25 protein-coding genes are annotated in these 25,315 nt (G+C 65.1%); 16 read left to right on the top strand and 9 right to left on the bottom strand.

The window, feature by feature from the left end:
- Nucleotides 1–5: 5 nt before the first annotated feature.
- A complete protein-coding gene (locus tag H4V99_RS01225; protein WP_280674809.1) occupies nt 6–1,055 on the bottom strand; it encodes an iron ABC transporter substrate-binding protein in 1,050 nt (349 codons plus the stop codon).
- Nucleotides 1,056–1,211: 156 nt separating this feature from the next.
- Here H4V99_RS01225 and H4V99_RS01220 point away from each other — a divergent pair, with 156 nt between their 5' ends.
- The 9 genes from H4V99_RS01220 (at nt 1,212) to H4V99_RS01180 (ending at nt 9,115) form a co-directional block, all read left to right on the top strand.
- Nucleotides 1,212–2,444 (top strand): MFS transporter, encoded by a 1,233-nt coding sequence (locus tag H4V99_RS01220; RefSeq protein WP_280674808.1) that lies wholly within the window; start codon nt 1,212–1,214, stop codon nt 2,442–2,444.
- Nucleotides 2,445–2,613: 169 nt separating this feature from the next.
- A complete protein-coding gene (locus H4V99_RS01215; protein WP_280674807.1) occupies nt 2,614–3,921 on the top strand; it encodes a GAF domain-containing protein in 1,308 nt (435 codons plus the stop codon).
- Between the two features lie 117 nt (nt 3,922–4,038).
- Nucleotides 4,039–4,899: a class II fructose-bisphosphate aldolase gene (locus tag H4V99_RS01210; RefSeq protein WP_280674805.1), complete on the top strand. Its 861-nt coding sequence runs from the start codon at nt 4,039–4,041 to the stop codon at nt 4,897–4,899.
- A gap of 3 nt (nt 4,900–4,902) precedes the next feature.
- A complete protein-coding gene (locus H4V99_RS01205; RefSeq protein WP_280674803.1) occupies nt 4,903–5,694 on the top strand; it encodes an HAD-IA family hydrolase in 792 nt (263 codons plus the stop codon).
- Complete coding sequence (gene dhaL, locus H4V99_RS01200; protein WP_280674801.1) at nt 5,691–6,371, top strand: dihydroxyacetone kinase subunit DhaL; 681 nt, start codon at nt 5,691–5,693, stop codon at nt 6,369–6,371. The genes H4V99_RS01205 and dhaL overlap by 4 nt, the downstream gene beginning before the upstream one ends.
- Nucleotides 6,368–7,363, top strand: coding sequence for a dihydroxyacetone kinase subunit DhaK (gene dhaK, locus H4V99_RS01195; RefSeq protein ID WP_280674799.1), 996 nt, complete (start codon nt 6,368–6,370; stop codon nt 7,361–7,363). The genes dhaL and dhaK overlap by 4 nt, the downstream gene beginning before the upstream one ends.
- A 57-nt stretch (nt 7,364–7,420) precedes the next feature.
- Nucleotides 7,421–7,822, top strand: a complete 402-nt coding sequence (locus H4V99_RS01190; RefSeq protein ID WP_280674797.1) for a heme-binding protein — start codon at nt 7,421–7,423, stop codon at nt 7,820–7,822.
- A 105-nt stretch (nt 7,823–7,927) separates the two neighbouring features.
- On the top strand, nt 7,928–8,623 hold the full coding sequence (gene nucS, locus H4V99_RS01185) for an endonuclease NucS (RefSeq protein ID WP_280674795.1): 696 nt from the start codon (nt 7,928–7,930) through the stop codon (nt 8,621–8,623).
- A 51-nt stretch (nt 8,624–8,674) separates the two neighbouring features.
- Nucleotides 8,675–9,115, top strand: coding sequence for a hypothetical protein (locus tag H4V99_RS01180; protein WP_280674793.1), 441 nt, complete (start codon nt 8,675–8,677; stop codon nt 9,113–9,115).
- On the opposite strand, the gene H4V99_RS01175 is transcribed toward H4V99_RS01180, so the two are convergent.
- On the bottom strand, nt 9,112–10,110 hold the full coding sequence (locus H4V99_RS01175; protein ID WP_280674791.1) for a DMT family transporter: 999 nt from the start codon (nt 10,108–10,110) through the stop codon (nt 9,112–9,114). The two genes, H4V99_RS01180 and H4V99_RS01175, sit on opposite strands and share 4 nt — an antisense overlap.
- 219 nt (nt 10,111–10,329) lie before the next feature.
- On the opposite strand from H4V99_RS01175, the gene H4V99_RS01170 reads away from it, so the two are divergent.
- Nucleotides 10,330–10,998 (top strand): HAD hydrolase-like protein, encoded by a 669-nt coding sequence (locus H4V99_RS01170; protein WP_280674789.1) that lies wholly within the window; start codon nt 10,330–10,332, stop codon nt 10,996–10,998.
- A gap of 49 nt (nt 10,999–11,047) precedes the next feature.
- On the opposite strand, the gene H4V99_RS01165 is transcribed toward H4V99_RS01170, so the two are convergent.
- A complete protein-coding gene (locus tag H4V99_RS01165) occupies nt 11,048–12,082 on the bottom strand; it encodes an LLM class flavin-dependent oxidoreductase (protein WP_280674787.1) in 1,035 nt (344 codons plus the stop codon).
- Nucleotides 12,083–12,280: 198 nt separating this feature from the next.
- On the opposite strand from H4V99_RS01165, the gene H4V99_RS01160 reads away from it, so the two are divergent.
- Nucleotides 12,281–12,760 carry a MarR family transcriptional regulator gene (locus tag H4V99_RS01160; protein ID WP_280674785.1) on the top strand — a complete coding sequence of 160 codons (480 nt, stop codon included), beginning with the start codon at nt 12,281–12,283 and terminating at the stop codon, nt 12,758–12,760.
- Between the two features lie 21 nt (nt 12,761–12,781).
- Here H4V99_RS01160 and H4V99_RS01155 read toward each other — a convergent pair whose 3' ends face one another.
- From H4V99_RS01155 to hxlB, 3 genes are all read right to left on the bottom strand, one after another.
- Complete coding sequence (locus tag H4V99_RS01155; protein ID WP_280674783.1) at nt 12,782–13,723, bottom strand: NADP-dependent oxidoreductase; 942 nt, start codon at nt 13,721–13,723, stop codon at nt 12,782–12,784.
- A 154-nt stretch (nt 13,724–13,877) separates the two neighbouring features.
- The gene (hxlA, locus tag H4V99_RS01150; protein WP_280674781.1) at nt 13,878–14,501 is read right to left on the bottom strand and encodes a 3-hexulose-6-phosphate synthase; all 624 of its coding nucleotides are present in this window, start codon (nt 14,499–14,501) and stop codon (nt 13,878–13,880) included.
- 58 nt (nt 14,502–14,559) lie between these two features.
- On the bottom strand, nt 14,560–15,153 hold the full coding sequence (gene hxlB / locus H4V99_RS01145; RefSeq protein WP_280674779.1) for a 6-phospho-3-hexuloisomerase: 594 nt from the start codon (nt 15,151–15,153) through the stop codon (nt 14,560–14,562).
- A gap of 102 nt (nt 15,154–15,255) precedes the next feature.
- Between hxlB and H4V99_RS01140 the strand changes: the two genes are divergently transcribed.
- Both H4V99_RS01140 and H4V99_RS01135 read left to right on the top strand, forming a co-directional pair.
- Nucleotides 15,256–16,089, top strand: coding sequence for a LuxR C-terminal-related transcriptional regulator (locus H4V99_RS01140; protein ID WP_280674777.1), 834 nt, complete (start codon nt 15,256–15,258; stop codon nt 16,087–16,089).
- Between the two features lie 401 nt (nt 16,090–16,490).
- Complete coding sequence (locus H4V99_RS01135) at nt 16,491–17,924, top strand: NtaA/DmoA family FMN-dependent monooxygenase (protein WP_280674775.1); 1,434 nt, start codon at nt 16,491–16,493, stop codon at nt 17,922–17,924.
- A 33-nt stretch (nt 17,925–17,957) separates the two neighbouring features.
- Here H4V99_RS01135 and H4V99_RS01130 read toward each other — a convergent pair whose 3' ends face one another.
- From H4V99_RS01130 to H4V99_RS01120, 3 genes are all read right to left on the bottom strand, one after another.
- Entirely contained in the window at nt 17,958–18,884 is a 927-nt protein-coding gene (locus H4V99_RS01130; protein WP_280674773.1) for a MetQ/NlpA family ABC transporter substrate-binding protein, read from the bottom strand.
- A 153-nt stretch (nt 18,885–19,037) separates the two neighbouring features.
- A complete protein-coding gene (locus H4V99_RS01125) occupies nt 19,038–19,808 on the bottom strand; it encodes a methionine ABC transporter permease (RefSeq protein ID WP_280674771.1) in 771 nt (256 codons plus the stop codon).
- Nucleotides 19,805–20,842 (bottom strand): ATP-binding cassette domain-containing protein, encoded by a 1,038-nt coding sequence (locus H4V99_RS01120; protein ID WP_280674769.1) that lies wholly within the window; start codon nt 20,840–20,842, stop codon nt 19,805–19,807. Before H4V99_RS01120 ends, H4V99_RS01125 begins: the two co-directional genes overlap by 4 nt.
- A gap of 216 nt (nt 20,843–21,058) precedes the next feature.
- Here H4V99_RS01120 and H4V99_RS01115 point away from each other — a divergent pair, with 216 nt between their 5' ends.
- From H4V99_RS01115 to H4V99_RS01105, 3 genes are all read left to right on the top strand, one after another.
- Nucleotides 21,059–22,291: an acyl-CoA dehydrogenase family protein gene (locus H4V99_RS01115; protein WP_280674767.1), complete on the top strand. Its 1,233-nt coding sequence runs from the start codon at nt 21,059–21,061 to the stop codon at nt 22,289–22,291.
- A 68-nt stretch (nt 22,292–22,359) separates the two neighbouring features.
- Complete coding sequence (locus H4V99_RS01110) at nt 22,360–23,058, top strand: TetR/AcrR family transcriptional regulator (protein ID WP_280674765.1); 699 nt, start codon at nt 22,360–22,362, stop codon at nt 23,056–23,058.
- A 104-nt stretch (nt 23,059–23,162) separates the two neighbouring features.
- Complete coding sequence (locus H4V99_RS01105; protein ID WP_280674763.1) at nt 23,163–25,283, top strand: 3-hydroxyacyl-CoA dehydrogenase NAD-binding domain-containing protein; 2,121 nt, start codon at nt 23,163–23,165, stop codon at nt 25,281–25,283.
- The last annotated feature ends 32 nt before the right edge of the window (nt 25,284–25,315 follow it).

Below are 25,315 nucleotides of genomic sequence, written 5' to 3'. Positions count from 1 at the left end.
AGCACTTAGATCAGGCCATACTTTCCAAGCAGCGCCTGGGTCTCGGAGAGCGACTCAAGGTCGGCGAGATCCAGATCGGGGTTCACGAGCGAGTCGAGCGCGGGCAGTCCGGCCGGGGCATCGATGCCAGCAACGAGGGGGTACTCATAGGTCTCTTCGACGAAGTACTCCTGGGCCATGGGCGACACGAGGAAGTTCACGAATTCGAGCGCGTCGGCGTCGTTCGCCGCGCCCTTGAGGACGCCGGCACCCGTTACGTTCACAATCGATCCGGCGTCGCCGGCCTCGGGGTAGGAGAGCTGGGCGCGCATGTTCTCGGCGCCGGCCTCGGCGGCCTGAGCGAACCAGTAGTAGTGGTTGAGGAGCCCCACATCGACGACGCCCTCGTTTACGGCCGAGAGAATGGCCCGGTTGTTATCGAAGATCTGCGGGCTGTTGGCCACGAGGTCGGCGACCCAGGCGTCGGCGGCAGCCTCGCCGTTGAGCACGCGGTAGGCCGTGACGAAAGCCTGGAAGCTGGCGTTGGTGGGCGCAATGGCCACGCGGCCCGACCACTCCGGTTCGGTGAAGGCATCAACAGATGTCGGCACCTCGTCGGCCGACAGCTTCTCGCCGTCGTAGGCAATGACCCGGGCCCGACCGGTGACGCCCACCCAGGTGTCGTCGGTGGAAGTGAAGCCGGCCGGAACGGCATCCGTTGTCTCGGCGGGAAGCGTGGCGAACAGGTCGGCATTACTCAGGGCGCCGAGAGCTCCCGCATCCTGAGAGAGAAAGACCTGCGCCGGGGTGCGGTCACCCTCTTCGAGCAGCAGCGCACCGAGCTCGGCCGTGTTGCCGTAACGCACCTCGACCGAGATGCCGGTCTCCTCTTCGAACATGTCGATCAGCGGCTGCACGAGCACCTCGTCGCGGCCGGAGTAAAGCGTGAAGGAGCCGTCGGCTTCCGAGCTCGCTGCGGTGTCGGTGGGCGTGGTTGCAGATGTCGTCGAGCAGCCGACGAGGGCAAGTGCAGTCACACCGGCGGCAAGGGCGGTGAGTGGAATCGAAAGGCGCATGAGGTCTCCTGGAAGGTAAAACGAGCAACTAAGGTAAGGCTAATCTAACCGTTGAATCAGCGCCAATCGAGGCGGAAAAAATCGCCCGTGGCGGCCGCACCCGATAGCCTTTAAGAGCGTCCGACCGGATCGACGCCCTCACTGTTTGGAAACTACGTGTCGAGCTCCGCTTCCCTCACCCAGTCCCGCGACCGGCTTGCCCTGCTGCAGTGGCGCAACGCCGTGTTTGCCACTTTTTTTGTCAGTGGCCTCGGCCTCGCCTCCTGGATGAGCCGCATTCCCGCCGTGCGAGACAGTCTCGGACTGGATAAGACCCAGGTGGGCCTGCTCATCTTCGGCCTCTCCGCCGGGTCGGTCATCGGCCTGGTTCTTGCCGCCTGGCTGTTGGCCCGCCTCGGCGCCCGGCGCGCCATGACGCTCAGCATGTCTCTGGCAGCGGTGGGCCTCGTGCTGATGGGGACCGGGGTCAGCCTCTTTCCGTCCGCACCCTTTGTTTTTTGCGCCCTGGCCATATTCGGCTTCGGCGTGGGTTCGCTCGACGTGATGATGAACGTGGAGGGTGCCGCGGCCGAGCGTGAGGTGGGCAAGACGCTCATGCCGCTGATGCACGCGTGCTTCAGCCTGGGCACCGTGGTGGGGGCGCTCGGCGGTGCCGCGGCATCCGTTCTGCAGATTTCGGTGTTCTGGCACCTCCTGCTGATCGCCGTTCTGGTGCTCGGTACCGTTGTGGCGGCGGTGCGCTTTCTGCCACTGCGTCACGAACTCGGCGACGACGCCCCGGCCGAGCCGGCCGGCTCCTGGCGCGAACGGCTGGCGCAGAACCTCACGGTGTGGCGTGACCGCACGCTGCTGCTGATCGGCGTGATCGTGCTCGGCATGACCTTTGCCGAGGGCTCGGCCAACGACTGGCTCGCCCTCGCCGCCGTTGACGGTCACGGATTCTCCAACGCCTCGGGCGCCATTGTCTTTGGTGTGTTCGTGGCCGCCATGACCGTGGGCCGGGTGCTCGGGGGGCCCGTCCTGGATCGCTTCGGCCGCGTGGCCGTGCTGCGTGCCAGCGCGGTGGTGGGAATCGTCGGGCTCGTGGTCTTCATCCTGGCACCGGTCACCTGGCTCGTGTATCTGGGCGTCATCCTCTGGGGTCTGGGCGCCTCCCTCGGCTTCCCGGTGGGCATGTCCGCGGCGGCCGACGACGCCAGAAACGCGGCCGCCCGGGTAAGTGCCGTGGCCATGATCGGCTATTTCGCCTTCCTCGTGGGTCCGCCGGTTCTGGGCTTGCTGGCCGAATCCTGGGGCATTCTGAATGCGCTGTATGTGATTTTGGCGCTGATGGTGCTCGCCGGGCTGGCGGCCCCCGCGGCGCGGCCGAGGGCATCCGTTTCGCGCTAGGTGCATCAAGCGGATGCGCCGCCCGCGCCACACCCCCGTGCGGGGGCACAGAGGTGGTTAACCGCTGGCTCCCGGCCACAGCGCATGCAAGACCGCTAGCCTTGGGCGGATCGTGACCGTGGTCACCGAAAGTCACGTCCATTTCATCAGACTCAGAGACGAGAATCCGATGCAGCCCTTTTCGAGCACAAATCCTGATCAGACGAGCGTCTGGCCGACCAGCTTTCCTCCCGACAGCGCCGGCAGCGGCACCGGCAGCGCTCTGGCGGTCTTCGTGGCCGATGGCCGACCCGGCGACATGGGGCTCGGCTCGCTTCTCGAACGGATCCTCGTCAGTGCCGCGCAGCTGCTCGGGTGTGGCATGGGATCGATCTGCACCATCGATGAGACCGCGCAGGTGTACCGCAAGGAGGTGGACCTCGGCGCTGAGTGCCGCGTGGGCCAGGTTTTTTCGCTCGACGAGGGGGTGACCGGAGCGGTCGTGCGCGCCGGCGGAGCGGTGGTCTTCACCGAGTATTCGCAGGTGCCGGGCGGTCATCTCGGCCAGGACGACGCCCGCTACCAGCGTTCCGTCATCGGGGTACCGATCCGGTTCGAGTCGCGCCTGATCGGCGCGTGCGTGGTTTTCGCCAATTCTGCCGAACGCCTCTTCACCGGCCGCGATGCCCAGTTACTGGAGGTCTTTGCCACTCAGGCGGCCCGCGCCATCGCAGACTTTCGGCAGCACACCGTTGCCATCGAGCTCAGCATCAGTGTGACCGAGCTTCATCAGACCGAGCGTGCGGCTCTGGCCCACGATTTTGGTCTCTCCGGCGGCGAGCATCAGCACGGCTCGCGGGGAACCGTGCGTGACCAGCAGCACGAGTCAGCCCATCATCGCGTGCTCGTGCTCCACCCGCAGCCGCTGACCCGAGCCGGCCTGGTGCATCTGCTCGCGCACGAGGGCACCGGCATCGATGTCGTGGCCGAGGTCGATGATGCCAGCGGAGCACTCGCTGCGGCCACCTACCTGCACCCCGATGTTGTCGTCACCGACATTGAACTTCTCGACCTGCCGGGCACGAACCTGATCGAGGCACTGGCGCAGAGCAGCCCGGGCACCGCCGTGGTGCTCCTCGTGGGTGACCCCGACGACGAACGGATCCGCCGGGCAGCCCGCGCCGGCGCACGGGGCTTCTTGGAACGCTCCGCCGACGGACACGCGCTGGTGCGGGCCGTGAGCTCGGCCGCCGCCGGGGACGCCGTGCTCTCGGGCGTTCTCGTGGACCGCTGGGGTGCGGCGCCGCCCGATCCCGACCACTTGACGCTGCGCGAGCGTGAGGTGCGCGGGCTCGTCGAGCGCGGACTGCGCGACAAGCAGATCGGCATTGAACTCGGCATCTCGGCCAAGACGGTGGAGAACCACGTGGGAACAATCCTGAAGAAAACCGGAGCCGCCAATCGAACAATGCTGGCGGGGTTGGCGCACGCCAGATAGGTCGCACCGACGCAGCTCGGCGCCGAGCAGGGGACTTCCCCCAGTCCCCCGGGGAAACCCCCGATAGCGCGCCCGACGGTGGCTGGATACCGTTGACGCAAGCCAAAGGGGGCCGTCGTGCCAGTCGTTTCACTGAAAGAAATCGTCGATCGAGCATTTGATGCTCGTTACGGGGTGCCCGCCGTCAATGTGTTCAATGACCTCACCATGCAGGGCGTGCTGAACGCAGCGGTGAAGGTGAACTCCCCGATTATCGTGCAGACCTCGGTGAAGACGGTGCGGTCGATCGGCGCGAAAGTGCTCTTCGCCATGTGGGAGTCCATGACGGCCGACATCGCCGTTCCCGTTGCTCTCCACCTTGACCATTGCCCCGACCGCGAGGTGATTAGCGAGTGTCTCGCCATCGGCTGGAACTCGGTGCTCTTCGATGCCTCGGAGCTACCCGTGGCGGAGAATCAGCGCCAAACCATCGAAGTGGTGCGGGAGGCCCGCGGCTACGGCGCGCACGTGGAGGGTGAGATCGAATCCATCACCGGCGTCGAGGACGGTGTCGGTTCCGATCAAACGGCGGCGCGGCAGACCCTCGATGTCTCCCTGGCGTTCATTGAGGCAACCGGTGTCGACGTGTTCGCGCCATCCATCGGCAACGCCCACGGCGTGTACACCTCCGCACCGACCCTCGACTTTGACCGAGTGAGCGACCTCGTGGCGGCGCATCCGCTCCCCATCGCCCTGCACGGTGGCAGTGGAATGACGGATGCCCAATTCCACGACCTGATTCAGCGCGGCTGTTCCAAGGTGAACATCTCCACGGCGCTGAAGATGACGTACCTGAAGTCCACCCTGACCCACCTTCGCCGAGCCGAAGAGGCAGACAAGTGGGACCCGCCCACCCTCTTTCGTGCCGTGACCGGCGATGTCATGGAGCTGACCGAGGGTCTGGCTCGAACGTTTGGTTCCGCCGACAAGGCCTGGTGAGCAATGCCCGCGCTGATCTTTGATTGTGACGGCGTGCTCGCCGACACCGAACGTCACGGACACCTTCCGGCCTTCAATGCCACGTTCACGGAATTCGGCCTGCCCGTGCAGTGGAGCGAGGAGGAGTACGCCGAGAAGCTGCACATTGGCGGCGGGAAGGAACGCCTCTCCAGCCTGCTCACCCCCGAATTCGTGCAGGCCGCCGGGCTGCCCACCGACCTCGCCGCCCAGCAGGAGGCGGTCGCCTCCTGGCACCGGCGCAAGACACAGATCTACACCGACCTCATCATGAGTGGAGCGCTCCCGGCGCGGGCGGGAATCGCGCGGCTCGTCACCGAAGCCGCTGCCGCGGGGTGGATGCTCGCGGTCGCCTCGACCTCGGCCGAACCGTCTGTGCGTGCGGTGCTCCAACACTGCGTGGGGGATGTCCTGGCCGCACAGTTTCAGGTTTTTGCGGGGGATATCGTGGCTGCCAAAAAGCCCGCGCCGGACATCTACCTCTACGCCCTCGAGCACCTGGGCCTCACCCGGGACGAGGCCGTGGTCATCGAAGACAGCAACAATGGCCTGCGCGCTGCCCGCGCCGCGGGGCTGCGCACCATCGTGACGGTGAGCAGTTACACGGCAGCGGAGGACTTCACCACCGCCGCCCTCGTGGTCTCCTCGCTCGGCGACCCGGACGGCGAATCTGCGACCGTGCTGCGTTCCCCGGCCGGCGTGGTGCCGCACGGCGCCGTCATGCTGCACGACATCGACTCGTTACTGCATTCCCCGAACCAGGAGGAAGAATCATGACCAGATCTCAGGACACCACGGAATTTGTTGTGCGCTCCATCGCGGAGGAAGCGCTCGACAACGAGAAGTACTTCGGGGAACTTGACTCCGTCGTGGGGGACGGGGACTTTGGATATTCCCTGGCCCGGGGGTTCGAGGTGGTGCTGTCCGGTTGGGATGACGTGGACCGCACCGACCCCGGCGTGTTCCTCAGCAAGATCGCCATGGTGATTACGAGCACCATCGGTGGCACCTCCGGCCCACTGTGGGGCACGGCGTTCCTCCGCGCCGGCACGCAGCTGAAGGGCCTGGACGAGATCACCACGGTGAACACCGTTGCCGCTCTGCGCGCCGCCATCGAGGGCATCAAGCATCGCGGCAAGTCCGACGTGGGCGACAAGACTCTTCTCGATGCGCTGGTCCCCGCAGCGGATGCGCTTGAGAGCGCACTCGAGGGCGGCGACGATACGAAGATGGCGCTCGACAAGATGGCGCTGGCCGCCCGGGACGCCGCCGAGGCCACCAGCACCCTTCAGGCGCGACGAGGCCGCGCGAGTTACACCGGCGAGCGCAGCATCGGCTCACCCGACGCCGGCGCCATCGCCATCGCGGTGCTGGCCGAGCGCCTCGCCCGCACCTGGCCCGCCCCAGACCCCCTTTCCGCCACCCATTCCGACAACGACGTGGAGACAGCATGAAAAAGTTCATCAACGATCCCAAACAGTTCGTACCCGAAATGCTCGAGGGCATCGCACTCGCGAACCCCGACACGCTGCGCTACGTTCCGGCGTACCACCTCATCCACCGCGCCGACGCGCCCAACCACAACAAGGTCACCATCATTCAGGGTTCGGGCTCCGGCCACGAACCCGCCCACGTGATGACGGTGGGCAAGGGCATGCTGGACGGCGCCTGTCCCGGAGACGTGTTCGCCGCGCCGCCGATCGACTACATCATTGAGTCCACCAAACTCCTCGCCTCCGACAAGGGTGTGCTGCTGCTGGTGAACAACTACACCGGTGACCGGATGGCCTTCGAAATGGCCGAGGAGGCCGCCAGCGCAGACGGCGTCAAGGTGCGCACCCTGTTCATTGACGATGACGTCTCCGTTCAGGACTCCACCTACACCGTGGGCCGTCGCGGAGTGGCGGGCAACTTCTTCGTGATGAAGGCCGTCGGCGCTGCAGCCGAGACCGGTGCCGACCTCGACGAGTTGGTGCGTATTGGCGAGAAGGTGAACTCGGTCACCCGCACCATGGGTGTGGCGCTCACGGCGTGCACGCCGCCCTCCCGCGGCGAACCGCTCTTCGAGCTCGGCGACGACGAGATCGAGATCGGCGTGGGCATTCACGGGGAACCCGGTCGACGCCGAGCCAAGTGGATGCCGGCCGACGACCTCGTCGACGAGCTGCTGGGCGCCATCGTTCCCGATCTGCCCTTCGTTAGCGGAGACCGGGTGGCCGTGATGGTCAACGGTCTCGGCGGCACCCCGATCAGCGAGCTGTACATTCTCTACGGGATCATCCACAAGCGCCTCACCGCCCTCGGCATGACCGTGGGCCGCAACTATGTGGGCGAATACTGCACCTCCCTCGACATGGCCGGAGCCTCCATCACGCTCGTGCGGCTCGATGACGAGATCGAGACCCTGCTCGCCGCTCCCGCCGAGATTGCGATGCGCGTTTTCTGATCCACTCCCCGGTTCCACCCGTTCCACTCACCGTTCCATCCAGACAGGAGAACTTTGATGAGCACACTCACCCTGGCCGACGCACGACGCGTTATCGCGGCCGCCGAGATCCGCGCCGACGAAATCGGACAACCCATGAATATTGCCGTCGTGGACGGCGGGGGTAACCTCGTTGCGCACGTGCGCATGGACGGCGGAATGCTCGGCAGCATCGATATTTCGATCAACAAGGCCTTCACCGCACGGGCCTTTGAGATGTCCACCAAGGATCTGTCCGATCACTCCCAGCCCGGCGACCAGTTCTACGGCATTCACAACAGCAATCAGGGCCGAATCATGATCTTTGCCGGCGGAATCCCGATTAGTCGTGACGGCAGCGTCATCGGTGCGATCGGTGTGAGCAGTGGCAGCGGCGAGCAGGACCAGACCGTGGCTGAGGCCGGCGTCGGGGCACTGTAAACCGTTCCCGACGCATCCGCTTGCCGTGAGCGGATGCGTCGGGCCGGCCCCCGACACGACCACCGCTGTGCGCGGGGGCGTCGCTCAGCCGGTTAAACTTCACCTGTGCGCCTTGTTATTGCGAATTGCTCCGTTGACTACGCCGGAAGGCTCAATGCGCATCTGCCGCTGGCCACCCGGCTGCTCATGATCAAAGCGGATGGAAGTCTGCTCATTCACTCTGACGGCGGCTCCTACAAGCCGCTGAACTGGATGAGCCCTCCGTGCGCAATGTCGGTGCAGGAGCCTGACGCCGACCAGGCCGCTGCGGGAATCACCGCACTGTGGACGGTGACGCACCTGAAGACCGCCGACGAACTGGTGGTGAGCATCTTCGATGTGCAGCATGACTCCGCCCATGAACTGGGCATCGACCCGGGACTCATTAAAGAGGGCGTCGAGGCCCACCTGCAACAGCTGTTGGCCGAACATATTCACCTGCTCGGCGAGGGCCACACCCTGGTGCGTCGCGAATATATGACGGCGATCGGTCCGGTCGATATCCTCGCTCAGGATGCCAGCGGGCACTCGGTGGCCGTGGAATTGAAGCGGCGTGGAGACATTGACGGCGTGGAACAGCTCACTCGGTACCTCGAGCTGATGAACCGCGATCCCCACCTTGCCCCGGTGCTCGGGGTGTTCGCCGCACAGGAGATTAAGCCGCAGGCTCGGCGCTTGGCCGAGGACCGGGGCATCCGCTGCCTGCTGCTCGACTACGATGCCATGCGCGGCATCGACGACACAAAAACTCGCCTCTTCTAGGGCGTTTTCGTGGCCACCGTGAGTGTCGGTGGTGGCTGTCACAGTGTGGGCATGAATACTCACGAACCCCACATTAATGACATTCTCGACTCCTTCTTCAACGCCTACCGGGCGCGCAAAAAGGGCGTTGCCCTTCGCCGTATCAACCAGGTGGAAGCGCACCTGTACGTGTGCCTCGAACTGGACGGCCCCGCAATTCTCATGACGGCGGATCAGGAGCTACTGCTGGCCGAGCGGGAGTTCGCGCCCGACAACGCCATGGCCCGCACCATGCATGCCGGCGACCTCATCTTTGTGATCGGCCTCTTTCTGGAGCCCCCCTGGCTGGCAGCAGAGCTGGCCGAGCGGCGGGTGCAGGTGGCCGTCTGCTCCGAACTGCTGCGCTTCGTCTTCTCCAGCGGCCTCGTGAACCGGCACGACTTCGCCTGTCACATGTACAGCATCGAGGCCTCGATTCGTCAGGCGAGGAGCACGCTCCAGCCGCGCGGCTAGCGGATGTCTGTGGTGACCAACTCGAGGTGCGGCAGGTCATCGAGGGTGAGCGGCGTCGTCACACTAGGTGGCAGTCCCGGATGCACGTCGATGATGGGAATAGCACCGGTGAGCAGGCCGGGGCCAGCCAACTTGCGCCGAGAGGTCGCGCGCGAGAGCATGACCACTCCGGTGAGGGCGATGCCGCCGCCCAGCACGGCGGTGACGCTGGGAACCTCGCCGAGCACCAGCCAGCCCAGAAGAACCGAGAAAATGGGCACGATCAGCAGAAGCGAGCCACCCTCCGCCACACTGGTGTGCTTGAGGGTCACGTTCCACAATGAGTAGCCGATCACCGTGCTCAGAACCACCAGCACCGTGATCGCTACCCAGAAGTTCATGGTGAACTGCGTCGGGTCAGCGTCAAAGGTGGCCAGCGGCAGTGTGAGCAGGCCGCCAATACCGCACCCCCAGAAGACGATCTCCACCGGTGGCAACCGGGCCAGCAAAGGCTGCTGCACGATGAGGAAGACGGACAGAAGCAGGGCTGCTCCCACAATCAGGAGCGCGTTCTCGTCGAAACCTCCGGCAGTGCTGTCACCGAAGGTGATGATCACGACGCCACCGACTGCCACGAGCATGCCCAGATAGCCGAGCGTGGTGGTTCGCTCCACGAGCACGAAGTACCCCAGAATGAACGCGAAGACCGGAGAAATATTCAGCAGCAGGCTGGTGGTGCCGGCCGGAACGGTTGACTGGCCGAGGCTCAGCAGCAGGCCGTACCCGCCGTAGCCGCACAGTGCAACGGCCAGTACCCGCGGCACGTGCCGGCGGGTGATCCGCAGGCGCTGCCTGGTCACGAGCAGGTAGAGCCCGAGAATCGCAGCCGCGCCGAGAAAGCGCAGGGACGTGAGGTCCTGCGGTGACAAAACCGTGAGCGCCTCGCGGGTTGCGACATATGCCGGAGCGCTCGCCCCCACCATCAAAACGTCAGGCCGTCGCCACCAGTGCCGCATACAAGGACCTTTCCCACAACCACCCGGCACGCGGGATCGGCCAACTCTCAACAAATGACACTCTGCTGAATTGTGCCAGACCTGCGGGTGCGTGGCGCGCACGCGTGGCCGGTCAGAGATGAATTTTTGGGGGCGTGGCCGCCGTGCCGCAAACCCGAGCAACCCGGTAGACCATGGGTGTATGGGGGCTTTTATCTCACGCGCACGTACGATAGGCAAGTGAACCCCACCTTAACGCGCACCTGGAGCGCGATTCTTTTCGACCTCGACGGAACGATTACCGATTCCGCCCCGGCCATTACCAGCTCGTTGGCCCGTACCTTTGCTCTGCTCGGCCGTCCCGTTCCCTCCGACCACGACCTGCTCGAATACGTCGGCCCTCCGCTGATCTCTGCCTTTCAGGACTACGCCGGAATGAGCCCGGAAGAGGCCGCTGCGGCCGTTCTCGTGTATCGCTCCGAGTACCACGGTGCCGCCGCCCTCGACACTGCGGTGTACCCGGGCATCGCCGGACTGCTGGAGCGCATCAGCGAGGCCGGGATTCCCCTGGCTCTCGCCACGAGCAAGCCCGAGCAGCAAGCCATCGACATTCTGACGCACTTCGACCTGAACCGGTTCTTCACGGTGACGGTCGGAGCGTCCACGGACGGCTCCCGCATCACCAAGGCCGACATCGTGGCCGAGGCACTCCGTCGCCTGGGCGAAACCGGTGCGGATGTCACGACCGCCGTGCTCGTGGGTGACCGCAGCCACGACGTGGTGGGCGCCGCCGCGAACAACGTGCCGGCCATTCTGGTGGAGTGGGGTTACGGTTCGCCGGCGGAAGCCGCTGACGCCTTCGCCATTGTTCACTCCACCGACAGGCTGGGCAAGCTGCTTCTGGGTTAGTCCCCGCCGGTGACCCTGACTCGGTGGTCACCAGCGGCTGCGATGCGGCTTATTTTGCGGCGAGCAGGCGGGCCACGCGGGGTTTCACTTCGGTGGCCAGCAGGGTAATGGATTCGAGGAAGTACTCCTGCTGGAGTCCACCAAAGTCCATTTGCAGGAAATGCCGCATGTGACCCAAATAGCCGTGCAGGTGCACGATGCGCTCGGCAATATCGTCGGGAGAGCCCACGTAGTAGGCCCCCGGCGCTTCCGCCTGCAGCTCAAATTGCCGACGCTGCGGGGCGGGCCAGCCGCGAAGCTTGCCCATCTCGAGGTTGAGGTTGTACCAGCCCGGGTAGAACCGTTCGAGCGCTTCCTGCCGCGTGGGCGCGATAAGCCCGAATGCGGCGACCGACACCTTGATGTTCTCCCCGGTGTGTCCGGCCTGAGCGGCCGAACGCCGATACAGCTCGGCGAGCGGTGCAAACCGGGCGGGCTCGCCGCCGATGATGGCGTAGGCCACCGGTAGGCCGAGCCGTCCGGCCCGGGCCGAGGAGGGCGCGCTTCCACCGGTGGCGACCCAAATGGGTAGCCGGCCATTGACGGGCCGCGGCACAACCACGAGGTCATTCAACGCGGGACGCACACTCCCCGACCAGGTGACCCGTTCGTTCTCATTAATGGTCAGAAGCAGATCGAGCTTCTCCTCATAGAGACGGTCGTAGTCCTGCAGGTCGTAGCCGAACAGCGGATACGACTCCACCGACGATCCCCGGCCGGCGGTGATTTCCACGCGTCCGCCCGAGACGGCATCCGCTGTGGCGAACTGCTGAAAAACGCGTACAGGGTCATCCGTGCTGAGAACACTGACGGCGCTGCCGAGCCGAATCTGCGTGGTGGCACCGGCCGCGGCCGAAATCAACGCGGCCGGGGAAGACGCGGGCATGTCGACGGTGTGGTGCTCACCCACGCCGAAAAAGTCCAGGCCCACCTTGTCGGCGTGAACTATCCCATCGAACAGGTTGCGGATGGCCTCCGCCGTGGATCGAAACGAGCCGTCGGGATTACGCGGGGTGTCGCCAAAACTGTAGACGCCTATTTCCATGGGGATTCCAATGCCGTGTCGAGGGTGTGGGGTAAGTCTTAGGAGCGGGTGTAGCCGGCCTTCAGCGCGGTGCGGGCGATTGCCGACCCCACGCGACCCGCGCCGAGGATACCCAGAGTTGTCACCGTGTTGTTCTCCTTAGTTGACCTGTCAACCACTCTATGCCATTCGGTTGACTTATCAACTAATATGGACGGTATGACCGACTCGCAGCCGACAGATTCGCCGCTTACCGCAGCGCAAACCGCCTCGTGGGCGAGCTACCAGCGACTGCGCGCCCAGCTGGGCGGTCATCTCAATCGGGAGCTGACCCGGCACACCGGACTCTCCGAAGCCGACTACGAGATTCTGCTGGCCCTGTCGGAGTCACCCCAGGCGTCCGTGCGGGCCATGGCGCTGCGCTGCGGCCTCGAATGGGAGAAGAGCCGACTCTCGCATCAGCTGCGCCGCATGGAGACGCGCGGCCTCGTCAGCCGAGAGGGCTGCCCCGAAGACAACCGCGGCTCCTTCATTCGGCTCACCGACAAGGGCCGACAGAGTGCAGCGGATGCCCGCAGTCACCACGAGCAGGCCATTCGCCAGAGCGTCGTCAACGTCTTGACTCCGCAGCAACTCGAGGATCTCGGGCGGATCGCCGACGCGATCCTCGGCGGCCTCGAGGCCACACACCGGGCCTGACGCTCGCGTCCAACCCTCGCGTCAGCGCTCCGGAATCAGCGCAAGCTTGCCCCCGGGGTGCTGGCTGCTCAGAAACTCCAGCGCGTCGCGAGCCGCGGAGAGCGGAAACGTTCTGGCCATCGGCACAACGAGGTCGCCGGCATCCGCTAGCTCGAGGATGCGCGCCCGCGCCTCGTTTCGAAATGCGGTGCTGGCCGGAATGGCCCCGGCGATAATACGAAAACCATCACGCTCCGCGCGCCCAAAGGCTGCGATGCTCACGATGCGCGCGCGGTCGGACACGAGCGCGAGCGACACGTCAATGGCTTCGTCCGTGCCCACGCAGTCCAGCGCGGCGACGACGCCATCCGGGGCCGCACGCTGTACCCGCGCACGGAGATCCTCGCCGTACAGCACGGGCTGACCGCCGAACTTCGCAACCACATGAAAGTTAGCTTCACTCGAGGTGCCAATCACGTGAACCCCCATGATCTTGGCCTGCTGCAGCACGCTCACCCCCACTGCCCCCGATGCGCCGTGCACCAGAATCGTCTCGCCACGGGTGACGCCGGTGACGTGCAGCATTTCGGCCGCGGTCGTACCGGCAAGAAGCAGATTCGCGGCCTCGGGAAAACTGAGAATCGCGGGCTTGGCAAAAACATCCGTCGCGGGCACCGTGATCGCGGAGGCGTAACCTCCCGCAACCCGAAATGCGATCACCGAGTCACCGATGGCACCACCGCCGGAGGCAATCTGGGTGTCGGAACCGAGGGCCGAGATGACACCGGACACCTCGTAGCCAACCGCAACGGGCAGTGCGTTCCGGTCCTGGCCGCCGGCAACATGTTTGAAGTCGGCCGGATTCATGCCGGCAGCCTGCACCTCGATGGTGACCTCGCCCGGTCCCGGTGTCGGCACGTCGGTCTCCACCTGCTCGAACACGTCGAGTCCGCCAAAGTCTGTAGCAATCCATCTCTGCGCCATACGCACAGTCAACACCATCACGATGCTCCGCGGCCATGACGGGTTTTACCGAGCCGACAGGTGCTCGCACCGCGCGGCCCTCGGTGCCCGGAGCGCCGGCACACAAAAAAGCCGCCCTCAACGAGTGAGGACGGCATTTTTCGTGTGGTGCGATTTAGATGATCGCGGCGCGCAGTGCTGCGGCTGCTGCTGCGGGGTCTTCTGCACCATAGATAGCGCCACCGGCGACGGCAACGGTTGCACCGGCGCGCTGCACCGAGGCGATGGTGGAGAGGTTCACGCCACCAGCGAGCGAGAACGGAACCTTGGAGGTCTCGCCCTGGTTCAGCAGCGTGTCGAGGCTGAAGCCCTCTTCGGCCTGCTCGTCAAGACCGGCGTGCATCTCAACGAACTGTGCTCCGAGTGCGGTGACCTCACGGGCGCGGGTGACCTTGTCGGCGACGCCGATCAGGTCAACAACGATGCCCTTGCCGTGCTTCGTCGCGGCGGCGACGGCACCGATGATGGTGCTGTCTCCGGCGGTGCCCAGAACGGTCACGAGGTCGGCGCCGGCGGCGAAGGCGATGTCGGCTTCGAGCTCGCCGGCATCCATCGTCTTGAGGTCAGCGAAGACAATCTTGTCGGGGTGCGCGGCCTTGATCGCGGTGACGGCGCGCAGGCCCTCAGCCTTGATCAGCGGGGTGCCGAGCTCAATGATGTCGACGTGAGGTGCAACCTGAGCGGCGAGCTCGAGTGCGGCCTCGGTGGTCAGTACGTCCATTGCTACCTGAAGCTTCATGGTGTCTTCTTTCTGTTATTCGTAAATGTGGAGTGTGAAAATTTAGGGGGTGTTGTACTTATTCGAGGTTGGCATGGCGGGGCCACAGCTGCTCGGCCGTAGCGCCGGAGTCTTTCCACAGCGTGTGGAAGAGAGAGTCACCAACCAAAAGAACGCTCTGCTCAAACAAACCACCGGAGTACTGCACCGAGAGGGGGCCACCGTGGTCTTGCTTGGCAGCAGCCGGAATAACGACCGTCACCTGCGCCAGCTTCGCCAGCGTGGATGCGGCATCCGTTGTCAGTGCCACGATTGTCACGCCCAGCGCGGACGCGGTTTCAGCGGCGCGCACAATGGCACCCGTTGTTCCGCTGCCGCTGGCCACGAGCAGCACGTCGCCACCCGTGATGGCCGGTGCGGTGACTTCGCCAACCACATGCACGTCGAGACCGAGGTGCATGAGGCGCATGGCCGTCATCTTCAGTGCGAGACCGGAGCGGCCGGCACCCAGCACGAAGATGCGATCCGCCGTGCGCAGGCTCTCGGCCGCAGCTTCGAGTGAAACAGCGGATGTCGACTGCAGCTGCTCGACGACGCCCACGTTCTCGGCGAGAATAGCGCCAAGGGCGTCTGTTGTCGCGACGTGAGTCGGGGTAGTTGTCGTTGCGTTCATGTTTACTATCCTCTACTCCTTCGGGCGGGCCTGCCGCCCACCTAATGGCTAGGTTACCTACCCGTTCGGGTGGTTAGAGCGCCTATCGGGTAGGCTGGGTTCATGACTTCCCCCCTACCCGCCCACGACTCGGGTCAGGCCTCACGCCTGGCCGCCGCCGAGAGAAGCAGAATCATCGCCGATCTCACCGACAATCATGCAACGACCCTGGAGTCACTCCTCGCCGTGCTGAGGTCGAGTTCAACGAGTGACAAAGCGGCCCGGCAGACGGCCACCGATCTCGCGGCGTCGGCCATGGTGGCGCTGCGCGCGGTGAGCGACCGTGACCGCTCACTCACCGAAGAACCCGTGGCGCGCGCGTTCGAGCGCCTGCGCGATGACCTCCGACCCCTCGTGCGCTTCGGCGACCTGGACGTGCAGTTCATTGAGCCCCCGATTAACGGGCGCGCACTGCCGGGCGAGGTGGCCCACGAAGCCCGCGCCATCGTGCGTGGAGCGGTGCTCGCGCTGGTGGAACAGAGCGGTGTCGCCAAGGTTCGGGTTCAGTGGGACTGCGACGGTAGTAACCTGCTCATTCGCATCCGTGACGATGGTCCCGGTGACCTGAACCCCGAGGTGCCGAGTGTGCGGCAGCTCTCCGCCCGGGTGGTTTCCCTCAGCGGGCAACTGGACGTGCAGGCGACGCCCGGGTGGGGATCCGAGATGTCGGTGTCATTGCCGCTGGACCCGCCCGCGGCATCCGTTGTGACCGAAATAGCCTGGGGGCTGAGCCCGCGTGAGCGTGAAGTGCTCGTTCTCGTGGCTTCGGGCGCACGCAATAAGGCGATTGCCGAGTCGCTCGTGATCAGCGAGAACACGGTGAAGTTTCACGTGGCTAATCTGCTGCGCAAGGTGGGCGCCTCCACACGCGCCGAGCTCGCCTCCCTCGCACGGTAGCTTTCCTACGCGATCCGCCAACTTGCGCCCCTTTCCATCGCGACCGACCAACATCTGCCCCTTGAGGACGCCTCATGGGGCGCAAGTTGGCCGATCACGGCGCCAGAAGTGACTTCAGCGAGCTGATCGAGGTGCGATAGGCCACATAACGTCACACGGACGAGGCATCTGCCCCAAATTAGTAGGGTGAAAAGACGCGTGGGGAGCCCCGCTGTGCGCGACGCCACCACTCTGGAGCGTGACCCATGATCGACATCCGCAACATATTGGTGCCATTCGACGCAGCCAACTGACCACTCGCTGCCGTCGATTCCGGCGTCCTGCCACACATCGGGCAAGTGAGCGGCGGCAGGCTGTCGCGCCACCTCGACACACGCACGTAACTCAATCTAGGGGGAACATTGACCGCGTCAACCCGCTTCACCACCACCGCTCGCCCGCGCCTACTTCTGAGCGCCTTCGTCATGAACACCACGAGTCACATCCTCGGTGGCCAATGGCGTCATCCGGATGCCCAACAGCACCGATTCAATGAACTCCCGTTGTGGATCGACCTCGCGAAACAGCTTGAGGCCGCCAAATTCGACGCAATTTTCTTGGCCGATGTGGTGGGCCTCTACGGCGACCACAACGGGGGCTGGGAATCGCACATCGCCCGCGGGCTTCAGGTCCCGTCCAACGACCCGCTCATTCTGCTGGCCGCACTCGCGAGCGTCACCACAGACATCGGCCTGGCTGCCACCAGCTCCGTCGTGCAGTCGCACCCGTTCCAGTTCGCCCGGCAGATGTCCACCCTCGACCACATCAGTAATGGTCGCGCGGCGTGGAACATCGTCACCAGTGCCCTCGAAAACTCACACCGCAACTTTGGATCCGACGGCCTCACGGCCCACGCCGACCGCTACTACTGGGCCGACGAGTATTCCGACGCCGTCTACAAGCTGTGGGAGGGGTCCTGGGACGAGGGTGCACTGGTGCAGAACAAGGAGACCGGGCTGCATGCCGACCCCGAGAAGGTGCACAAGATCTACCATCGCGGTGAGCGCTATGCGATCGAAGGACCCCACCTGGTCTCCCCCTCGCCGCAGCGCACCCCGCTGCTCTTTCAGGCCGGCAGCTCCGGCCGCGGCCAGCAGTTCTCAGCCGCGAACGCCGAGGCCACGTTCCTCTTTGCGCCGAATACCGCCTACGCCGCCCGGGTCTCCACCGCCATTCGTGCCCAGGCCGTGCAGGCTGGCCGCCTCCCCGACGACATCAAGCTCTTCACCGGACTGTCCTTCGTGGTGGGCAGCACCGAGGCGGAAGCCGCGGCCAAGAAGGCCGAGCTCGACGAGTACCTGGATCTTGACATGATCCTGGCCCACGTTGGCGGCGGACTGGGCCTCGACCTGGGCGGCCTGCCGCTCGACACTCCTCTCGGTGACGTGAAGACCGAGGGCGGCCAGGGTTTGCTGCAAGCCATCATCGACTCCACCCCCGGCGGCAACCCCACGCTCGCCGACGTGGCCCACTATCGCGCTCAGGCGCAGCAGGTTACGGGCACCCCCGAGCAGATCGTTGATCAGCTCGAGGCCTGGCAGGACGCCGGAATCGACGGCATCAACATCATCAACCAGACCATTCCGGGTTCCTACACCGACTTCATCCAGGGCGTGCTGCCCGAACTGCGCAAGCGCGGGCTTGCCCAAACCGAATATGCACCCGGCACGCTGCGGGAGAAACTCTTTGCTGACGGCCCCCACCTGAGTGACCGGCACCCCGCGTCGGCCTATCGCGGCGCGTTCACCGCGTCGTCCGCGGCGGCGGAGAACCGCCAGGCGGCGGCATCCGCCTGACCGTGAGCGCTCCGCCGCGACGCGGTGGAGGCGTTACTGCGCGTCGATGGGGAGCAGAATCCCCTTCACCGTGGGGTCGGTCGCGAGAAACTCCTGCACGGCGGGGTCCTTGAAGGCGGCGACGAGCTTCTTGATGTTGTCGGTGTCGGCGTAGTCGCTGCCGATCGTGAGCTGGCCGGCGAATTCGTCCGGGGCGGCCGGGGCGAAGATCTGCTGCTCGAGCGGAATGTCGGCGGCAAGGTAGTACTCGGTGTACCCGGCGGCCGCGTCGAGGTCGGGCAGCGCCCGGGACTGTGCCGCAAAGTCGAGAAGCGTGAATTTCAGGTTCTTCGGGTTCGTGGCAATGTCGTCCTGGGTGGCCGAACCCGTCGGCGTCCCGGGCTTCAGTGTGATCAGCCCGGCGCTCTCAAGCAGCCACAGACCCTGGGCCTCATTGGCCGGGTCGGAGTAGAGCGAAATCGTGGCGCCATCCGGAATCTCCGCCACGCTGCCCCACTTCGATGACCACAGCCCGAAGCCCCAACGGAAAACGGATGTCGCCGCCTCCTCCTTGAAATCGGGGTTTGCCTCGAGAACCTGGCCCAGCCAGAGCTTGTGCTGATACACGGTGCCGGCAATCTCGCCCTCGCTCACCGCGCGATTAATGGTGTTGCTGTCGGAGAGTCCCTTGAAGGCAACCGTGATGCCGTACCGGGGTGCAACCTCCTCGGCGACAAAATTCACGAGCGCCTGCTCGGCGGCGCTTCCCTCGGCCGTGGCCACGACCAGGGTTGCCCCGGCCGTTTCGTTGGGCGAGAGGGTGGGGTTGAGAAGGGGGATGGCAATGGCCGCGGCAACAGCCACCACCACCACGCCGGCCCCGGCGATCCAGGGCCAGCGCCGGCGCTTCTTCAGGTTGAAGCCGTGCGGGTCGGTCTCTGGCGTGGTGACGGGCGTGCTGCGGGGCGTGTTCTGGGACATGGGAAAGACCTTTCGGGGGTGCTGTGGATGCGTGCCGCGGGCGCGGCTATCGTTCGCTCGCGCGGAATGACGGGACTGCGGGGGGATTCCCGACGCCTCGGCGCGGGTAGTTCAGGGGCTAGCTGATGCGGGGGGTGCCGGCGGCACCCGAATTCACGCGTCGACGAGCGTGTTCGGACGCGACGGCCGGGGCATTCGTGTGCGTGTCGGAGCGCTGTGGGGCGTGGCCAGGCGCACGAGCCGGTCTCCGGTGATCTGCACGAGGGCCACGGTCACCACGAGAATGACGATGGTGGCGAGCATCACGGTGTGATCGAATCGCTGGTAACCGTAGGTGACGGCCACGTAGCCGATTCCGCCGGCTCCGATTGTGCCGGCGATGGCCGAGTACTCGATCATCGCGATGGTGTTGATGGTGAGGCCACCAATGATCGAGGGCAGTGCCTCACTGAGCTGAGCGGTGCGAATGATCTGCAGCGGCGATGCACCGGATGCCTTGGCCACCCGCACCAGGGTGGGCGGCACTCCCCGCAGCGAGTTCTCCACGATACGAGTGAAGAAGGCGATACCCGCGATGGTCATGGGAACCACGGCAGCAGCAATACCAATGTTGGTTCCGGTGATGAAACGGGTGAACGGCACGATCGCGGCCATCAGAATGAGAAATGGCAGGGAGCGTCCGATGCTCACGATCCAGCTGAGCACGGAGTGCAGAGCCGGGTTCTCAAACAGTCCGCCGGGCGCAAGATTATGCACGAGTGCGCCGAGCGGCACACCCACGAGAACCACTATTGCCATGACGATGCCCACCATGATCAGCGTGTCGAGCAGCGCCGGGAAGACCAGGGCGGGAATGTCGCGCAGGGGAACTTCGCTGGTGGCAAAAGCTCCACCGAAGCGAACGGAGTCAAGGACAGCGCTCATGCGGCACGCTCCAGAGTGAGGGAAACAGCTGGACTCCCGGTCTTCACCGGGTGTGAGCCGTGCGGCTGGGCGGAGAGCCCGAGGCTGGCCGCAACCGAAACCAGCCGGCCCGGTTCCGCAACCGGCACGCTGATGGTGGCGTGACCCACCGTGGCGCCGCCGATGGTTTCGATGGAGGCCCCGAGCAGTGATACGGTTTCGCCCAGCTCGGCAGAGAGCCGGGCCAGCCAGTCGGCCGGAACCGTCGAGGACGTGTAGTTCACGAACCAGGTCTGGGCACCATCCGTCCCTGTCGCGTGCCGTCGCTGCGGGCGAAGTGCCTGGCCGAGCGACGAGTCGGGATCGCGCAGCAGGTCCACGATACGGCCGGACTCCACAATGTGGCCGTGGTCCAGTCGAGCCACCGAATCGGCCACCTGAAGCACGGTGTCCATTTCGTGGGTGATGAACAGAATCGACAGGCTCAGGTCATCACGCAGCTCCTTGAGGAGGTTCACAATCGAGGCCGTCGAGTCGGGGTCAAGGCCCGACGTGGCCTCATCCGAGAGCAGAATCGACGGTCGAAGAGCCAGCGCCCGGGCGATTCCCACGCGTTGGCGCTGTCCGCCGGAGAGCTGGTGCGGATAGTGGTCGGCACGGTTGCTGAGTCCCACACGGTCGAGGAGTTCGGCCACTCGAGCCGTTGTCTCCGCCGCGGTGACGCCGAGGTACTCCAGCGGAAGGGCCACATTTTGGGCCGCTGTGCGTCGACTGAACAGGCCGTCCGACTGAAAAATGGTGCCGATGCGACGCCGCGCCACGCGCAGCCGACGCTCGGGCAGGCTGCTGAGATCCTCCCCGTTCACCACGATCGAGCCGCTCGTGGGCCGCTCCAGCAGGTTGATGCACTGCGCGAGTGTGCTCTTGCCGGCCCCGCTCGGGCCGACAACGGCGAAGATTTCTCCGGTTGCCACCTGAAAATCGAGGCGGTCAAGAACGGTCACGGCATGGTCGCCGTGTCCATAGACCTTGGTGAGTGCGTTCAGACTAATCATCGGGTTTCTTCTCCGCAGAGGGCGTGCTCGGTGAGGTGCTGGCACCGGATGCTGGTGCGCTGACACACCATCTCAGGGCGGAGCACGGTTGTGCAATGGGCCACGTCACGAAGCGACTCCCGGTGTGACACAAGGCAACAGAGCGTCACAGCGAGACTCATTCGGGCGGGATCCGGAGCGTGCTTCTAGTGTCGAAAACCACGAAAGGTCGTTCACATGCCCACTGTCTCCACACCCTCCACCGACGTCGACTACGAAGTACTTGCCGCTCGTTTCCGGCCCCTGTTTGCCTCGATTGCAGCGGATGCCTCGGCCCGCGAGCAGGACCATCGGCTCCCCTATATCGAAATCAAACAGCTGGCCGCAGCTGGTTTCGGTGCCCTTCGCGTTCCGGTGGCGGACGGAGGCTCCGGTGCCACGCTTCCCCAGCTTTTCCGGCTGCTCACCGAGCTCGCCGCCGCGGACTCCAACATTCCGCAGGCGCTGCGCGGTCACTTTGCCTTCGTGGAAGATCGTCTGGTGTCCACCGGCGACCAGCGCGCGGTGTGGCTGGCGCGTTTTGTGGCTGGCGACCTCGTGGGCAACTCCTGGACCGAGATCGGGGCCGTCACGGTGGGTGAAGTGAATACGAAGGTGCGGCCCCTCGACGGGCAGCCCGATCGCTTCCAGGTGAACGGGACAAAGTTCTATTCCACCGGAAGCATATTCGCCGATTGGATCGACACCTATGCCCAGCGCAGTGATACGGGCGCGCACGTGATCGCGGTGGTGAATGCCCATCAGCCCGGGGTGACACACGGCGACGACTGGGACGGATTCGGTCAGCGCACGACGGGATCAGGCACCTCGACGTTTGTCGACGCGGTGGTGGATGCCGAGAACGTTATCGACTTCAGCACCCGGTTCAGATACCAGACCGCGTTCTATCAGGCCGTGCTGCTGGCCGTCCTCGCTGGGTCCATCCAGGCCGCCGTGCGTGAGGTGTCCACCGAGGTGCGCAACCGCACCCGCATTTTTTCGCACGGAAACACCAACTCGTTTGCCACCGACCCGCAGATTCTGCAGGTGGTGGGGGAGGCATCGGCTCAGGGATTCGCCGCCGCCGCGACGCTCGAAAGCGCCGCTCGGGCGCTGCAGGCAGCCTACGACGCGGCGTTTCTTGGCGATGAGGTGGAGGAGGAACACCTCAACGACGTGGCCGAATTGCAGACCGCGCAGGCGCAGGTTGTGCTGAGCGAACTGGCTACCCGCGCCACCAGCACTGTGTTCAACGCCCTCGCGGCCTCCGGGGTGAGCACGAGCAAGAACATCGATCGGCACTGGCGCAACGCGCGCACGGCTGCGAACCACAACCCCTGGGTGTTCAAGGCCCGAATCGTGGGCGACTTCGAGGTGACAGGGGCCCAGCCGCCGCGCATCTGGTCGATTGGGGCTGCTCCGGTCACCTAGTGCCAGCGGGTAGTGCCAGCGGGCACCGAATGTGGCCGGGTGTCATTTTGTGCTAATTTCACCTCACTATGTCTGACGCCTCCGCTGCCGTGCCTGTTCCGCTCACCCGCGTCGACGTGGCCGACATTGCGGTGCGGCTCTTTCATGAATTCGGTTATGAGGCAACGTCCGCGACCCAAATTGCCGAAGCCGCCGGCGTGTCCCGCAGCACCTTCTTTCGGCAGTTCGGCTCGAAGGACGACGTGATCTTTGCGGACCACGACGAGCTGCTCGAGCAGATTTCCAGCTATTTCGCCAGCCAGCACGAGGATCCGTGGACGGCCGTGTGTGAGGCGGCATCGCTGGTATTCGAGCGTTTTCGCGAGCGGCTCGAGATTGTGCGCCTGCGTGACCTCGTGGTGCGTGAGTCGCAGGTGCTGCGGGACCGGGAAACCGTCATGGTGTCCCGGTACGAAAAGACCTTTGCCACCTATCTGCGGCAGATGCTTCCCCGGCTCGACCCACTCGTGGCCATTCGCTTCGCGTCTGCGGTGACGGCCACCCACAACTTCGAGCTGCGCCGCCTCATCCGCTCCGACGCCCGGGTGGGACCCGAGGAACTTGCAGCGGAACTTGTGGAGGTGCGTCGCCTTCTCTCCCCCACGTTCGATTCCAGCACCACCTCCGGAGTGTCACCGGACCTGGTCGTGGCGGTCTTCCCCGCGTCAACCTCGCCCTACGACCTGGCCCGGGCGATCGAAGAACGGCTTCGCGCGATCACAGGCTGACAGTTCGCCCCTGACACCCTGACTGGGACTGAGTTTCACTTGACATGAAACTCAGTCTCAGTTAGACAGTAAGGGTATCTGTCGGTTCGGCGCGAGGGAGCACCGTGGTTAGTGCAGCACACACCAGAATCAAGGTCGGCCTGCACGTGAGCGCCGGCCACACCATTGCCGTCGTCAACTTCGTTCCGGCACCGGGTGCGCTGGTCACCTGGACCCCCGACGCCCTGCGTGCTCTCACCACCGCCGTGAGAAAGATCGGCAGCACGCACGTGGATGCCGTCGCCTTCGTCGGTACCGGTTCGGCCTTCGGCGCCGGAGCCGACCTCGGTGGATTTCAGTCCGCCCAGTCCGCAGCCGATGGTGAACAGCTCGCCCGGGACGGGTACCTCGCGTTCGCCACCATCAGCCGCCTGTCCGTTCCCACCTTTGCCTTCATCAATGGCGCGGCTGTGGGCGGAGCGCTCGAGCTCGCGCTGCGCTGCGACTACCGCACCGTGGCGGCATCCGCTCGGAACATTGGCCTCCCCGAGGTTCGCCTCGGTCTGCTGCCCGGCTGGGGTGGTCTCACCTCGCTCTGCGAACTCGTGGGGGTCACCGGCGCTGCCGATGTGGCGATCACCCGTTCGCTCGCCGGGCGGTACGCCTCGGCGCAGGAGGCCGAACGCCTCGGACTTGCCGACATGGTGCTCCCGTCCGATGACTTTCTTGCTGCCTCCCTCTCCTGGGCGGCGGCTGTGCTCAATGGCTCCCGGCTGCCCATCGCTACCGGCCCCGCCCCCGTGCCGTGGAACCCAGCCGCCGTGCGGGCTGCGGTGGCCAAGCGCATTCCGGGGGTTCTTCCCGCCGTCGAGTCCGCCCTGACGTTGCTCTCCGCCTGGAACGACCGGTATTCCGCTCCGGTGGCCGGCAACCGCACCGCCGCACGGCTGGCCCGTGCCGGGGATGCACTCGAGGCCGACACTATCGCCGCCTTCGGCACCCTGCTGCACAGCGATGAGTGTCGAGCCAGCATCTACGCGTTCTTCGCGGTCCAGGCCGCGCGCAAACGATCCCGCCCCACTCCGGCCCGCTCCACCGACCTGCCGGGCGTCACCCCCGTCACGCACGTGGGCGTCGTGGGCGGCGGCCTCATGGCCACGCAACTCGCGTACCTGTTCGCTGACCGCCTGGACGTGCCCACGCACCTCATTGACCTCAGTGCCGAGCGCGTTGACCTCGCGCTCGAGCGGGTGTCCAGCCAGCTCGACCGATCGGTGAAGCGCGGAATGACCACCACCGAGCGCGACCGCATTGCGAGCCTGGTCACCGCCGGCACCGACGCTACCGTGCATGCGCCGTGCGAGATGGTGATCGAGGCGGTCTTCGAAGACCTCACGGTCAAACGTGCGGTGTGGGCATCCGTTGAAGATGTCGTCGCTGACACCACGGTGCTGCTCACCAACACCTCCTCGTTGTCGATCGCGAATCAGGGCGAGGGCTTGCGCCACCCGGAGCGCCTCATTGGGTTCCACTTCTTCAACCCGGTGGCCGTGCTTCCCCTCGTGGAGATCGTGCGGTCCGTGCACACCAGCCAGGCTGCTGTCGATGCCGCGTTTGCTCTCGCCGGTTCACTCGGCAAAACCGCGGTACTCGTGAAGGACTCCCCCGGATTCGTGGTGAATCGTCTGCTCACCCGCCTATTCAGTGACACCCTCGAACTCATCGATGCGGGAACGGATGCCCGCGCCGTCGACAGCGCCCTCGTGAGTGACGGCCTGCCCATGACCGCACTGACCCTGCTCGAATATATTGGCCCGGCGGTGCAGCTGCACATTCTGGAGACCATGAATGCCGGCGCCAACGAACGGTTCCGCGTGAGTCCCAGCCTCTGCCGCATCGTGACCAACAACCTCACCGGTTATCTCGGTGACGATGGATACCCGAGTCCCGAGGTCACGGCGATTCTCGACCAGGTCTATGCCGTGTCCAAGCGGATGCTCCCCACCACCCCCACAGACATTCGCGCCTTCCTGCTCACAGGTCTCGCCGATGAAGCGTGGCGCATGCTTGCGGAGGGCACGGTCGAGAGCGCGGATGACATCGACGCCTGCATGATCCTCGGTGCCAACTATCCGCAGCACACTGGTGGTCTCACCCCCCTACTTGATCGTTCGGGCGCCTCCGTTGCCGCCAATGGCGTGAGATTTCATGCACTCGGAGTAGCAAACGCCCCTGTTTCCGTCTGAAAAGACCAGATCTTCCACTCCCCACACCCGAA

This window comes from Cryobacterium sp. CG_9.6, from assembly GCF_029893365.1.
Taxonomy (GTDB): Bacteria; Actinomycetota; Actinomycetes; order Actinomycetales; family Microbacteriaceae; genus Cryobacterium.
This window is presented reverse-complemented; position numbering and strand designations above follow the sequence as displayed.

Coding starts and splice junctions, on each gene's coding strand:
- hxlB (WP_280674779.1), bottom strand. CDS start 15,153: ATGAACGCAACGACAACTACCCCGACTCACGTCGCGACAACAGACGCC.
- H4V99_RS01225 (WP_280674809.1), bottom strand. CDS start 1,055: ATGCGCCTTTCGATTCCACTCACCGCCCTTGCCGCCGGTGTGACTGCA.
- H4V99_RS01140 (WP_280674777.1), top strand. CDS start 15,256: ATGACTTCCCCCCTACCCGCCCACGACTCGGGTCAGGCCTCACGCCTG.
- H4V99_RS01190 (WP_280674797.1), top strand. CDS start 7,421: ATGAGCACACTCACCCTGGCCGACGCACGACGCGTTATCGCGGCCGCC.
- hxlA (WP_280674781.1), bottom strand. CDS start 14,501: ATGAAGCTTCAGGTAGCAATGGACGTACTGACCACCGAGGCCGCACTC.
- H4V99_RS01115 (WP_280674767.1), top strand. CDS start 21,059: ATGCCCACTGTCTCCACACCCTCCACCGACGTCGACTACGAAGTACTT.
- H4V99_RS01110 (WP_280674765.1), top strand. CDS start 22,360: ATGTCTGACGCCTCCGCTGCCGTGCCTGTTCCGCTCACCCGCGTCGAC.
- H4V99_RS01180 (WP_280674793.1), top strand. CDS start 8,675: ATGAATACTCACGAACCCCACATTAATGACATTCTCGACTCCTTCTTC.
- dhaL (WP_280674801.1), top strand. CDS start 5,691: ATGACCAGATCTCAGGACACCACGGAATTTGTTGTGCGCTCCATCGCG.
- H4V99_RS01125 (WP_280674771.1), bottom strand. CDS start 19,808: ATGAGCGCTGTCCTTGACTCCGTTCGCTTCGGTGGAGCTTTTGCCACC.
- H4V99_RS01215 (WP_280674807.1), top strand. CDS start 2,614: ATGCAGCCCTTTTCGAGCACAAATCCTGATCAGACGAGCGTCTGGCCG.
- H4V99_RS01130 (WP_280674773.1), bottom strand. CDS start 18,884: ATGTCCCAGAACACGCCCCGCAGCACGCCCGTCACCACGCCAGAGACC.
- H4V99_RS01165 (WP_280674787.1), bottom strand. CDS start 12,082: ATGGAAATAGGCGTCTACAGTTTTGGCGACACCCCGCGTAATCCCGAC.
- H4V99_RS01175 (WP_280674791.1), bottom strand. CDS start 10,110: ATGCGGCACTGGTGGCGACGGCCTGACGTTTTGATGGTGGGGGCGAGC.
- H4V99_RS01155 (WP_280674783.1), bottom strand. CDS start 13,723: ATGGCGCAGAGATGGATTGCTACAGACTTTGGCGGACTCGACGTGTTC.
- dhaK (WP_280674799.1), top strand. CDS start 6,368: ATGAAAAAGTTCATCAACGATCCCAAACAGTTCGTACCCGAAATGCTC.
- H4V99_RS01205 (WP_280674803.1), top strand. CDS start 4,903: ATGCCCGCGCTGATCTTTGATTGTGACGGCGTGCTCGCCGACACCGAA.
- H4V99_RS01120 (WP_280674769.1), bottom strand. CDS start 20,842: ATGATTAGTCTGAACGCACTCACCAAGGTCTATGGACACGGCGACCAT.
- H4V99_RS01160 (WP_280674785.1), top strand. CDS start 12,281: ATGACCGACTCGCAGCCGACAGATTCGCCGCTTACCGCAGCGCAAACC.